Raw genomic sequence first — 13,049 nt, forward strand, 5'->3', positions numbered from 1 at the left:
GGGTATCTGCTATCTTTGCAGCATGTCTTTTGTAAAATTAGTCATCTACATCCTCGCGGGATGGTTTTTATATAAGCTGATCTTTCAATTTATCATTCCCGTATACCGCGGCACCAAACAGGTGCGCCGTCAGATGCGCGACATGCAGGACGCCATGCGCCAGCAGTTCGAGCAACAGCAGCGTTATCAGCAAGGCCAGCAACAACAGCAGGCCCAGCCGCAATCGCCTCCCATTTCCCATGAGCCGGCCCGTAAGCGGGACGATGGCGATTACATCGAGTTCGAGGAAGTAAAGTAATCCTTACCCTTTCGGTTTAAAAATATCGAGTATGGTAGCGGGCGCCTGCAGGTGGATCGACCGGATGCCCAGTGCCTGTGCTGCTTCCACATTCGGAAGGGTATCATCGATGAAGAGGGTATGCTCCGGCTTCAGCCCGTTTTCCTCCAGCACCATCTGCCATGCTTCCGGCTCCGGTTTGCGACAGCCCATGATGTGAGAATAGTAGGTTCTGTCAAAAAATGCGGCCAGTGAAGGAATGCCGCGCTCTTTTTCCAGTATTTTATTAAATGCAGCCATGTGGATGGCATTGGTATTGCTCAGCAGGAACAGATCGTAATGATTCCGGAGCTGCTGCAGCACCTGCAGCCGGGCCACCGGGTAATCCAGCAGCATGGCATTCCAGGCTGCAATGATCTGCTCGTCCGAAACCCCTTCCGGCAGCACACCTTTCAGTTTGTGGACGAACTCCGCTTCCGAAACCCGGCCGGTTTCGAGATCTTCGAAAAGCGAATCGGCGTGCATTTGTGAGTAATGCTTCCCGAAATCCTCCACGCCAAGCGCTTCAAAAGCACGGCTGGTACGGTTATAGTCGATATTGAGGATGACCCCGCCGAGGTCAAAAATGATGTGTCTTATTCCTTGCATGGCAGAACAAATGTACGCGACACATCAAAAATTTGTGACAATGAAGAAAAAATATTTACTTTTGCCGTCCCCTTGAAAGAAGGGAACCCATCAAAGTTTGTTGATAAATTCTTTGTCCTTAACCGGACCGGTCCTATAGCTCAGTTGGTTAGAGCATCTGACTCATAATCAGGGGGTCCCTGGTTCAAGCCCAGGTGGGACCACCTCCACAAACAAAAAGCGCTACACATGTGGCGCTTTTTTCGTTTGTTACAAATCCGCTGCCATTATATGGCAAATTATCTGAATACAAAACTATTTGAGATATTAGCGTTCACATCATGCTACCCTGAATTCCAGGAAATGTTAATGCTGGTAATTAATCCCTTTTTAACAGTACCTTTAATTTGTAATGACGGAAACCGCATACGCGTAATCCCTTTCTTTAACTCCAATAATCTGCCCTTATGAAAAACAGCGTTCTCCCCGTTGTAATCTGTTCTTTCGTTGCATTTTCCTATTGCAAAAAGAAAGACAATGATCCTCCAACTCAGCCACCAGCTCCGGTTGTTACCGGTATTGCTCCCGGACAAGCCAGTGCCGGGTCAGACATCATGATAAAAGGTAAAGGATTCGGAACTTCCATTTCCGGGGTGACTGTTAAAATTAATAACCAAAGCTCCACCGTAAAGCTGGCGAACGATTCGGTATTGATTGTAACGCTTCCAAACAACGCTTTACCAGGCTATCTCATTATATCGAATGCAAATGGCGCGGATACTTCTGCGAACGAATACCCGGTGTCCTCCAATACCTTTGCCAACAAAAGGCTTAAAGAATACATGGAAGGTGAATACTGGTTTACTTTTGTTTACGACGGTACCGGGAAGCTGGTTACCCGGAACCAAAAATGGCGTAACCCAATCAATCACTTATTCTTTGACAGAAGCGTTTCCAATTATACTTATAACGGCGCAGGACAGATCGCCAGTGAAACTTATTCATGGCTGGAAGCTCCGGTTTATACGAAACGGATTGAGTATGTCTATACCAATAATGTAATGACCGGCGACAAGGTATTTGATGTGAATATGACCGATCCCGCAAACCCCGTGTCTACCCTCACTGCCACTCACGATTATGTATTAATGGGTCGCCAGCTCTTACACGCCAAAACAAAAAATGCAACGGGAGCACTAGTGTCTGAAGACAATTATTCTTACGAATATATCAATGGAAAGATTAAAGTTACCCGGCAGATCATTCCTGTTGCCGGCACTCCCTCAACAGAAATATATATGCAGTTCCTGTATATTCCGGACCCTCAGCTGGCAATGGTTCCTTCTCAACCAGGCCCCAGCTACTTTATGGCAGAAACTGCCACCTTTTCCGCAACTCCAATCCTGGATTATTTCCGTGAACAGGTAGTAGCTATCGCTAATATACCTACGCTTGTCAGAACTAAATTCGTCAATAACAACAACCGGCTACAACATACTACTTATACGTACGAAGCCATTCCATAATAGGACTATCGATACTTAAAAAAGAGCGCCGCATTTGTGGCACTCTTTTTATTTGCACACTGGGTTATGATTATTCGAATCAGATTGTTCAGCGGTAACTGCAGGTTTCGAAAACTTCTAAGCCTGATCATAGGGGCTTTCGAAAATATCCAACTCCAATTCGATTGCGGAAATCCCGGAAGGCGGAGGTGCGCTCTTCGCAACCAACACACATATTTGCCATGCTACTTTCCCACACAATAATCCCACTGTTATCAGCCTTTTTATCCCCGCCATTCTCAATCTCCACCCGATGTTCCCCCTTTGCACCCATGAATACTACAGTCTGCCACCATCTTCAACGCCCACTGCAAATCCTCTGATCCTAAATTAGAAGTATACACACCTGCTTACTCAGGCCCTAAATGATCTTCAATTGCCTTAAAACCATAATACACAATCACTTCACCATACCCACACCCGCTGTAAGCTTTTAAAACCTCCCGACTTACTTTATATTTCGAATCATTACACACTGCGGCATTAATGCTTTGAAATCCGAAAATGAAACTCTATCTTCCATTGATTCCCGGAACCTGTGCACCCGTTACCCTTATTCCACGATTTTTCTTACCCTGATAAACATTCCACATGAAAAGAATCCTTTTTCCCGTCTGCATTTTGCTGACCCTTTGCTTCCATGCTTCCGCCAGTACTCCTGCCCGGCAGCTCCCGAATCCTTTTAACGACCTCGGCAGCTACATCGAAGCCGTAAAAATGCCCGCCGCCTCCGGTATCTGGATCGCCGTAGGCAGCTTTCAGACCGCCAGCTATTACCAGATAGATGCTGTTGGCGGGTTCTCCGATTTCCAGATCCCGTACCCCATCGGCAGCGGGCAATACGTTGGTGAATTCACTTCCCGGTCAGACACCCTGTCTATGGAGATCTCCGGCTCCGGTGTAGCCGACGCCGTGATATATATGCATGGCGGAGAAGTGACCCGGCAAACCATCACATCGCCCGGCACTTATTACTTCGATGTTTCTATCTATCCCTACCCCGATGCCTGGATCCGCATGGATCTGGAACCTACGCAGTGCTATACCTGCCTCGTTAAGAAGTAAAAAAAGAAAACCGGCGATGTGCCGGTTTTCTTTTTACATGGAAGCCTGTGCTTCGTGAAACATTTCTGCCTGTATACCGGGCCTCAGACTGTTGGCCCAGTTAGTCAGTATCCTGATCTGCGCTTCATCCAGCCGGGCATCGCCATGTGTAATAAGGTACGACCATAGCGGCATTTCATGATCCTCCAGCTGCTCCGTCGTTTCTTCCAGCTTATGATCCTGCCGCTTGAGCGGGTAACTCAGGAACTCTGAAAAGTTGAGCTTCCGCTTACCATCGCGCACGTGCTTATCCATCCACCAGGCCACGGGCTGCACATTGGCATACCACGGGTACTGCGTGTTGTTGGAATGGCAATCGTTGCAGCTGCGCTGAAGAATGGTCTGTACGTTTTCAGGAATGGGGTACTTTCTGGAAATATCATTGTCCGAAACTGCGGCAGACAAATTCCTCTGCGGACGGAAAAACTGAATAATAACAAACAAAATGAGCAAACCGACTAAAATACGCTTCCAGGTCATATGACAGATTTTGGTGACAAATACATCAGAAGTTGATCGCCCCTCTCCCCGACGCGGCCAGGTAGGCATCTTTGAGCGTTTCCGAGAAAGTTGGGTGCGCGTAGGAGATTTTGCCCAGCTCTATATCCGTCAGCTCAAACTCCATTGCGGTTACCGCCTGCGTGATGAGATCCGCGGCACGCGCTCCAATTATGTGAACCCCCAGGATTTCGCCGTATTTCGGATCAGACAGTACTTTGGAAAACCCGTCCAGATCATCGGAGGCACGGGCCCTGCCACTGGCCATAAAGGGAAACTTTCCTTTGTTGTATGGGATATTCTTCTCCTTCAGCTGCTCTTCCGTATACCCAACACCTGCCACTTCCGGCCAGGTGTATACTACCGACGGGATGCAGTTGTAATTGATGTGATGCGATTTACCATGTATGGTTTCGGCCACCATCACCCCTTCATCTTCTGCCTTATGCGCCAGCATGGCACCTTTCACAACATCACCTATCGCATATATGCCGGCCTCTGCAGTTTGCAGCTTTTCATCGGTTTCAATCCTCCCGCGCTCGTCTGTCTTCACCCCGGTATTTTCCAATCCCAGTCCTTCCGTATACGGACGGCGCCCCACTGCCACAAGGCAATACTCAGCATTAACAGTCACTTCCTTGCCGGATGGGTCTGCATAAGTGGTGGTAACATCCTTTCCGTTATTCACTGCCGATTTCACGGCGCAGCCGGTCAGTATTTCGATCCCCGATTTTGTAAGCAGCTTCTGCAATTCCTTCCCAAGCTCGCTATCCATGGTAGGGATGAGGCTTTTCGCATATTCAAGTATCGTAACTTTTACTCCAATCCGGTGGAAGATGGAAGCCATTTCCACCCCAATTACCCCGCCGCCGATGATGGTCATCGTTTTCGGCATTTCCTGCAGGTATAACGCCTCGGTAGAGGTAATGATGCGCTGCTTATCGATCGTAATGCCGGGCAGGGCAGATGGCTTAGAGCCGGTGGCGATGATGATGTTCTTCCCTGTTAGCTCCACCGTTTTACCATCGGCCTGCTGCACGGTTACTTTCTTTCCTTTTCCCATGGTGCCCAGCCCGTAGAATGTCTGGATCTTGTTCTTCTTCATGAGGAAAACCAGTCCATCGTTATTCTGCTTCACCACATGCCGGTTTCGGGCTACCATTTCTCCGAAGTTTATTTCCACCCCTTTTACCTGTATACCCTGCTTGGCGACTTTATGGGAAATGATATCGTAATTCTCCGAACTGTCGAGCATCGCCTTGGAGGGGATACATCCCACATTGGTACAGGTGCCGCCCAGCACAGGATACTTTTCTATGATGGCACAGGTACTGCCCAGTTGCGCGGCACGGATGGCAGCGGTATAGCCCCCCGGCCCGGAACCAATAACAATAACGTCGAAGTTGTTTTCCATGATGTCTGGTTTTAGCGTTCAAATATTACAAACGAACGAATGTATTGTTTTGACAGGCCACCGGCAATGGACATCTCCCGGCGGTTGCTGTACAAATCACGGGAGGGCATAAAAAAGGCGCCCCTTGCAGGGCGCCTTTCATAAAATTGAAGCTTATCGGGGCAGAGTAGCCGCTAACGGCTTAAACTTTTTACTGCCAACCCGGGTTTTGTGGTAACAGTTTCGGATTGAGGGTCAGTTCGTTCGTAGGCAACGGCAGGAGGTAATCCCTGTCTGTCCGGAACTTATAACCATTGGCCATTGTAGCAATGTTTTTGAACAGCTCGATATACCCTTGTGCATCCACTGGGTAAGAGCTGAGCTGGTTGGCGGGCACCAGGGTAGTCCACTGGTCTTTCTTCGCACCTTTGGGCTTTTTGCCTACGATCAGTTCATCAGCAGCTGCCCAGCGGAAGATGTCATCCTTCCGGAAGCCTTCGCAGGCCAGCTCTACCCTTCTTTCGCGGCGTACTTCATTGATTACAGGACTAAGGGCCGGGAACTCCCAGTTGGGATCGGTCACAATAGCGCTCAGCACCAGCGGGGGCATACCCACACGGCCCCGCAGCTTATTGATGGTGGCATCCACATCAGCCTGGGTAAGCGTTCCCAATTCGGCCTTAGCTTCTGCAAAGTTCAGGAGCAGTTCTGCATAGCGGAAGTAAATTACCGCCGTGATACCGAGGTTACCCGCGTTCTGCTGGTTATAGTCGGTAGCATGCCCTTTATACACCTGGTAGCCGGTAGCGGGCTTGCCTTCGTTTGCCTGTTCGAAAGACGGTACTTTGAAAATATTATTGGGTGCGCCCTGCGGCTGGTTGCTGGTGATAATATGCTCCCCGTCAGGTACATACATGGTTTGGGAAAGGCGCGGGTCGCGGTTGGCCACTACGCGGATCAGGGAATCATCGCCCCGGTACAGCGGACTGATGGCAATGGGAGCACCATCGGTACACAGATATGCGTCTACCAGCGTTTTGGTAAGGCCGCGGCCTGCACCGCTGGAGGTATAGCGGTGCCAGTTGTGATGGAGGCCCAGCGCCACGTCGAACTTACGCCAGAACATCACTTCCTTACTGCCACCATGATCGGCCTGGTTAAAGATGCGCCAGTAACCATTGGGCGCACCCACGTTATCGAGGCCGAAAAGGCCTCCCGTCATTACAGCCTGCGCTGCCGCTGCTGCTTTCTCGAAGTATTTGGTGCCGTTAGACCCTGCAACACCGAAGGGAGTACCGGCGTGGTACTTTTCCCAGCTGCCTTCAAACAATGCCACCCTTGCCTGGAAAGCCAGTGCTACTTCCTTATTGATCCGCGATGCCTGTGCGGCGGATTTTGAAGGCAGGTATTCAATTGCCTTGTCCAGATCGCTGAGAATGGAATCTGCCACCTGGTTCCTGGGCAGGCGGGCACCAAACAGGATTGTGGTATCGGTAAGCGTAAGGGGCTTACTGATCCAGGGCAGTGCGCCGAAGTTTTTCATCAGCGTGTAATACATCATAGCGCGGAAGAAGAGGGCTTCACCAACATAGGGCTTCACGTTATCCCAGCTGTCCTGCACCTTGCCGTAATTGGCGAGGAAGTAATTGGCATTGCGAATGATGCCCCACGTCCAGTCGCCACTGGTGGCAGGTACGGTTCGTTCACCATTCAGCATACCGTTAACACCCATGCTAATCATGTTATCGCTGCCCTGATCAGCATCCAGTCCATAGATACCAATGGTTCCGAAGCCTCCCAGCCCGTAGTGGGGCAGCAGTGTGGTGTTATTGTAGAAGTTGTTGACGTACAGCTTCATGTCGTTCGTGCTTTTCCAGAATTCCGCTTCGCTGATGCTTGTTTCAGGCGCGCGCTCCAGGAAATCTTTCGTGCAGGACGTTAGCGCCGTCAACGCCAGGGCCATCATCCCGATGATATTTTTCAGTTGCATTGTCTTCATTTTTTTTGCTTAGAAACTAACATTCAGACCAAGTGAATAGGTACGCTGCAGCGGGTAGATTTTAGCATCGCCGATAGACAGTTCGGGGTCCATCGTTTTCACCAGTTTGGTAAAAGTGGCCAGGTTCTCCACACTGGCATACAGCCGCACTTTCTGTGCTTTGATACGGCGGATCAGGTCGTTAGGCAGGGTGTAACCCAGCTGCACGTTTTTGATACGCAGGTAAGAAGCATCCTGCAGGTATTTGGTCTGCGTCTGGGTGTTTTTCCCGTTTTCCCCGCTCATATAAAATTTCGGGAAATAGCCGTCCGGGTTGGTAGGCGACCAGCGGTCGCGGTGTACCGAGAAGGGAGAGCTTTGCCATTCGTCGCCGGTTACACCCCAGAAGTAGTTAGAGCCTACCCAGGCATCGCGTTTAGCAATTCCCTGCAGGAAAACGTATACATCAAACCCTTTCCAGCTGGCCTCGCCGATGAAGCTGTAAGCATAACGGGGAGTGGTGTTGCCGATAATGCTGCGGTCGCCGGTATTGGCAAGTGTGTTGTTCCCCCAGTCGATAACACCATCACCGTTAAGGTCGGCATACTTGATATCGCCTGCAGTCCAGTTAGCGGCCGACAGTTTATTCTGCCGCGGGCTCTTGGATTCTTCGTCGTCGGTTTTGAAATAACCAAGGGTGGTATAGCCCCAGATATTACCCATTTGTTCTCCGGAATACCAAGATGTGATCAGGTTAGTGGGGTTGGGGTATTTGAGTACTTTACCGCGGTAATCGCTCACTACGCCGCGCAGGCGGTAGTTCACCTCACCTACACGGTCGGCCCAGTTAATCATCAGTTCCCATCCGCGTGTTTCGATATCGGTATTGTTGGCAGAAGGTACGCCGGTGCCGAGTACGGAAGGCAGTACCTGCGAAGGTCCTGCAAAGTTATTGGCCTTGCGGATGTACCAGTCGAACGTTGTGGTCAGTTTATTATCAATGAAAGATGCATCTACGCCCAGGTTAAGGGAGGTAGTGGTTACCCAGGTAAGGCCGGTATTCACCAGGCCGGGCATGGTTACCATTGCCTGCTGTGCGCCGCCGAAGAGCCAGTTGGTACCTGTAGGGCGTGTAGTACCGAGGCTGGGGTAGAAGGGATAGTAGTTGGGATTGCCCGGATCGGGATCAATGAACGACTGATCGCCCAGCGAGCCGTAAGAACCTCTCAGTTTGAAAGAAGTAATGGCTTTGCTCAGTGGCTGCCAGAAATCTTCGCGGTGCAGGTTCCAGCCTGCAGAAATGCCGGGGTAGAATTTCCAGCGCACATCATTGAGGAAGCGGGAAGTACCATCGTACCGGCCATTCAGCTCCAGCAGATATTTATCATCGAAGGAATAGTTTACCCTTCCGAAAAACCCTTCCACTGCCAGCTTCCGTACGAAATCGGAGATGGAGGGGCTTACGCCGTAAGCGAGGTTAAGTGCGGGAATATTATCGGAATACAGCTGGCTGTTGCTGGCGCCGAAGGAGGTGTAAGAAGTAAGCTCCTTGATATAACCGCCCAGTACTTTGAAATTGTGCTTGCCGAGGCTCCGTTCATAGCTTGTAAAGGCGTTGATAACGTGGTGCTCGCTGTTAATGTCTGAACGGGAGAAGCCATTGGGGAAAGTACCGCCTATGTTTCCTGTTGTACCATCGGGGAGGTATTGCAGCACCGTTTTGGTGTGGTTGGTTTCGCCCTGGCGGAAGCCGTCGAAGGTATAGTTAGCCGTAACATTCCAGCCTTTTGCCAGTTTGAATACAAATTCACCGGTAAGGAAAGATCCGTCTTTCACCCGGTTGAGGCGGCCACCATTGAGGTGCAGCAGCACGTCGCTGGTTTCAGAGTATTGGCCATCGGGGTTAAAGAGAGGAACGGTGGGCCATTTGCGGGCCATCTGGTGCATATAGTTACCACCGGTCCTGTTACCATAGGTATTGGGAGAATTGAATACTTCGCGGGTGAGGGAGCTGCGGAGGTTGATGGTCATCCAGTCGGTAAGCTCACTGCTCATATTGGCACGTACGTTGAAACGTTTGTATTTATCGTCTCCAAAGTTGTACATACCGGCACGGTCGTTATAACCAAGGCCGATGTAGTAGGTGGATTTGTTGCCGCCACCTGTTACGCCTACGTTATGCTGCTGGCTGAAGGCCACGTCTTTAAAGTAGATCTTGAACCAGTCGTTGTTCGCATTACCACCTGTCCACGATTGCCAGTTGTTGGCCGTGGGGGATTTGATGGTTTCATCTTTCATAGCGCCGGACTGGTAATCCTTAATCCGCTGGATGGTAGCATCATCAAATGCTTTTGCACGGTTGGCATTTACGAACGACTCGTTATACAATTCCGCAAACTCGAGAGAATTGAGCATGCTGGGCATGTTGATGGGGGTGGCCCAGCTGAGGTTGTTGTTATAGGTGATCCTTGGCGCAGCACCTCTTTTACCCTGTTTGGTAGTGATCAGCAGGGCGCCGTAAGGAGCGCTGGAACCGTAGATGGCTGCGGAGGCCGCGTCTTTAATGATGGAAATGCTTTCGATATCGCTGGGGTTAATGGCGTTGAGGTCCCCACCCGGCACACCGTCTACTACAATCAGCGGGGCACCTGTAGTTCCCATACCTGTATATCCGCGGATGTTGATGTTCTGTGTTGCATTGGGCGCGCCGCCTGCTGTGGTGGAGGTAATGTTGAGGTTACCCACCATACCCTGCAGTGCCTGGGAGATGCGGGTAACAGGACGGTTCTCCATCTCTTTCCCGTTTACCTGGTCTACCGCACCGGTGAGGTTGGCTTTCTTCTGTGCACCATAGCCTACTACCACTACTTCATCGAGCTTGCTGTTATCTACTACCAGGGCAATGGATAAACTGCTTCGCCCGTCCAGCGGCACATCTTTGGAAGTATAGCCGGTAAACCGGAACTCCAGGATGGCGCTTTTAGGCACATTCCGGAGGCGGAAAATGCCATGAATATCAGCGGCAATGCCCTGCGTGGTTCCCTTTACGAGAACGGTAGCCCCGATGAGGGGTTCGCCGGTATCATCGGTTACCTTACCGGTAACTTCAGGGATGATGGAGGTATCTGCCGCAGGGAAATACCGCAGTACGGGCAATGGTTGCCTGCGCAGCACGATGTTCTTTTCCACGATCTCGAATTCCAGTCCTGTATTCTCCAGCACCATTTCGAGCGCCTGCTTCAGCGGCACATTATTCAGCCATACGTCGGCCTTCTGATGAGGGCCAATCAGCTTATCGTCGTAAAGGAACAGATGCCCGCTCTGCTTCCTGATCTCTTTGAACACTTTGCGCAGCGGCGCTTTGTTCATGACCAGGGAAATGTTTTGCGGCAAAGCATCGCCGCTAACATGTAAAAATCCAATGAGGAGCATAAAAGCGGTCATTCTCATAACCTTCCAGATTTTGGTTGTGGCATGCCCGCGCCTGTACGGAACATGTCCATTCAATTTCAAATGCATAAATTTGCAATGTTTGGGTGTTGTTTAATGAATCGCAGCAAATGATGATTTAGGTGATACCCGAGCGAATTAAAGTCGGGGGTGTTACCAGCACCTCCGGCTTCTTTATCGGGAATTGCGTACGTTACGTTTTCATGTGGATGGATTTTAGTTGGTGAAAATATCTCCCCTTGCCGCAGGCGCGAAGCCGCAGCTTATATAGATTTGGTCTTATCATGCAATAGTTCTTCATCGCTGCAGGATGGCGTCTGCAGCACTCATGTCTGGTTGTTGGTGACTTTTTTTCTTTACGTAATAATGATCAGCTTTCTGGCCTCTATTCTGAATTGTAAACCTGTTGCTTTCAGCACTGTTAGGACTTGTGACAGACTATAATTTCGATATACTGCTCCATTTAATTTCATATCTGATGGCCGGCCCTGGTATTCGATTTCCACATCGTACCAGCGTGCCAGCTGCCGCATCACGGAATGCAGATCGGCATCCTGGAAAATGAACAATCCATTCTTCCATGCCAGCACTTCTTCCACATCCACTTCATTCACCTGCAATGCGCTCCCTTCCGTTACCGTGGCCTGCTGGCCAGGCTGCAACTGCTTCGCTCCGCCATTCCCCTTCACAATAACTGCTCCCTGCACCAGTGTGGCGTTCACTTCTTTTTCATCTTTATAGGCCATTACGTTGAAGCTGGTTCCCAATACATCCACCGTAGTCTGGCTGGCCTTTACCCGGAAAGGCTTCTTCGCATCTTTCTCTACTTCAAAAAAGGCTTCTCCCGTCAGTTCCACTTCCCGCATATCGCCACTGAAGGTGGTGGGGTAAGTAAGGGCCGATTCGGCGTTCATCCACACCTTCGTACCGTCGGACAGGATTACCTTGAACTGGCCGCCTCTTGGGGTGCGCAGGGTATTGAAAGCAGTGGCGCCTCCGCTACCGGCATTGCCGTCATAACTGAGCTGTCCGCCTGCTGACCTGATACTGGCATCGCCCTGGGTGGGGATAACGATAGCCCCCGAGCTGTCTAATTCCATCACAGAACCATCGGCCAGTGTGAGCAGGGCTTTATTACTCCCCGGCAGTACTTCGGCCACAGGCATTCCGGATGGCGCATCAGTACCGTTGTTCTTTAATGCTCTCATGGCAAAAAAAGCGGATATACCACCAATCAGTACTGCCGCTGCGGCAGCTCTGTAACGCCAGGATCCTACCACCCGCATCCATCCCCGCTTTTCGGCAGGGGGTTGCATCAGGGCTTCCAGCACATCGTCCTGCACCAGCTGGTCGAACCTGCCGGAGGCAGCCGCTTCGGCAAAAGCCGCTTCTTCCCGCCTTGATAACCTGCCCGTTTTATACCGGGATAGCAGTTTTAAGAAATCCTGTTCTGTCATTTTCGTGGCATTCACTTTTACGCCTTTGAGATAAAGACATTTGAAAATAAGGGTCGGACTATTCTGTCAGAAAAAATATTTTACCACCCCATCAGCAGCCCGAGAGCGGCAGCAATGGTGGTATGTAAATGCTGGAGGAGGTACAGCCGGATGGATTGGAGTGCCTGAGACATATGGTTCTTCACCGTAAACCGCGATATCCTGAGTTCATGGGCTATTTCTTCGTAGCTCATGCCTTTTTCACGGGCCAGCTGGTAAATGCGTTTCCGCTGTGGAGGTAAACTATCGATCGCTGTATGGAGAAGGTGCTCACATTCGCGGTTGCGTACACGGTAATCGGTATCGCTGCCGGCGGTTTCTGTGGCGTACAGCAGATCTTTATGGACAGCCATTTCGTGCGCTGCCTTCTTAAAACGGTTGAAGATAAGATTGCGGGCAATAATGAAGAGGTAGTTCCGCATATCACGGACTTCGGAAAGTTTATCCCTGTTCTCCCAAAGTTTCCTGAAAACGTCCTGCACGATTTCACGTGACGCGTCCCGGTCTTTGACATATACGGACGCGACCTGCAGAATGTGGGCTTCATAGCGGTGATACAAGGTAGTGAATGCATGTTCATCACCCTCCGCTATTTGACGCAACAACTCAAGATCCTGGTTGATCCATAACATGTTATTGTCCACTGCTACTGTTTTCGATG

The 13,049-nt window shown here is 50.4% G+C and carries 10 protein-coding genes and 1 tRNA gene; 4 read left to right on the forward strand and 7 right to left on the reverse strand.

Features of this window, described 5'->3' with window-relative positions; genetic code table 11:
• The first annotated feature begins 22 nt into the window (after nucleotides 1-22).
• Nucleotides 23-298 (forward strand): DUF4834 family protein, encoded by a 276-nt coding sequence (locus tag DEV76_RS04730; RefSeq protein WP_109695650.1) that lies wholly within the window; start codon nucleotides 23-25, stop codon nucleotides 296-298.
• Nucleotides 299-301: 3 nt separating this feature from the next.
• On the opposite strand, the gene DEV76_RS04735 is transcribed toward DEV76_RS04730, so the two are convergent.
• The gene (locus DEV76_RS04735; protein WP_109695652.1) at nucleotides 302-925 is read right to left on the reverse strand and encodes an HAD family hydrolase; all 624 of its coding nucleotides are present in this window, start codon (nucleotides 923-925) and stop codon (nucleotides 302-304) included.
• Between the two features lie 129 nt (nucleotides 926-1,054).
• Here DEV76_RS04735 and DEV76_RS04740 point away from each other — a divergent pair.
• From DEV76_RS04740 to DEV76_RS04750, 3 genes are all read left to right on the forward strand, one after another.
• A tRNA-Ile gene (locus DEV76_RS04740) sits at nucleotides 1,055-1,128 on the forward strand.
• Between the two features lie 243 nt (nucleotides 1,129-1,371).
• Entirely contained in the window at nucleotides 1,372-2,430 is a 1,059-nt protein-coding gene (locus tag DEV76_RS04745) for an IPT/TIG domain-containing protein (protein ID WP_109695654.1), read from the forward strand.
• A 630-nt stretch (nucleotides 2,431-3,060) separates the two neighbouring features.
• Nucleotides 3,061-3,534, forward strand: a complete 474-nt coding sequence (locus DEV76_RS04750) for a hypothetical protein (RefSeq protein WP_109695656.1) — start codon at nucleotides 3,061-3,063, stop codon at nucleotides 3,532-3,534.
• 33 nt (nucleotides 3,535-3,567) lie between these two features.
• On the opposite strand, the gene DEV76_RS04755 is transcribed toward DEV76_RS04750, so the two are convergent.
• The 6 genes from DEV76_RS04755 to DEV76_RS04780 form a co-directional block, all read right to left on the reverse strand.
• Nucleotides 3,568-4,053, reverse strand: a complete 486-nt coding sequence (locus DEV76_RS04755; protein WP_109695658.1) for a heme-binding domain-containing protein — start codon at nucleotides 4,051-4,053, stop codon at nucleotides 3,568-3,570.
• A 25-nt stretch (nucleotides 4,054-4,078) separates the two neighbouring features.
• Nucleotides 4,079-5,485 carry a dihydrolipoyl dehydrogenase gene (lpdA, locus tag DEV76_RS04760; protein WP_109695660.1) on the reverse strand — a complete coding sequence of 469 codons (1,407 nt, stop codon included), beginning with the start codon at nucleotides 5,483-5,485 and terminating at the stop codon, nucleotides 4,079-4,081.
• Nucleotides 5,486-5,675: 190 nt separating this feature from the next.
• Nucleotides 5,676-7,454, reverse strand: coding sequence for a RagB/SusD family nutrient uptake outer membrane protein (locus tag DEV76_RS04765; RefSeq protein ID WP_198651941.1), 1,779 nt, complete (start codon nucleotides 7,452-7,454; stop codon nucleotides 5,676-5,678).
• Nucleotides 7,455-7,472: 18 nt separating this feature from the next.
• The gene (locus DEV76_RS04770; RefSeq protein WP_198651942.1) at nucleotides 7,473-10,892 is read right to left on the reverse strand and encodes a TonB-dependent receptor; all 3,420 of its coding nucleotides are present in this window, start codon (nucleotides 10,890-10,892) and stop codon (nucleotides 7,473-7,475) included.
• 356 nt (nucleotides 10,893-11,248) lie between these two features.
• Complete coding sequence (locus DEV76_RS04775) at nucleotides 11,249-12,349, reverse strand: FecR family protein (protein WP_109695666.1); 1,101 nt, start codon at nucleotides 12,347-12,349, stop codon at nucleotides 11,249-11,251.
• An 80-nt stretch (nucleotides 12,350-12,429) separates the two neighbouring features.
• On the reverse strand, nucleotides 12,430-13,020 hold the full coding sequence (locus tag DEV76_RS04780) for an RNA polymerase sigma-70 factor (protein WP_109695668.1): 591 nt from the start codon (nucleotides 13,018-13,020) through the stop codon (nucleotides 12,430-12,432).
• Between the last annotated feature and the right edge of the window lie 29 nt (nucleotides 13,021-13,049).

It is taken from the genome of Chitinophaga deserti, from assembly GCF_003149455.1.
Taxonomy (GTDB): domain Bacteria; phylum Bacteroidota; class Bacteroidia; order Chitinophagales; family Chitinophagaceae; genus Chitinophaga; species Chitinophaga deserti.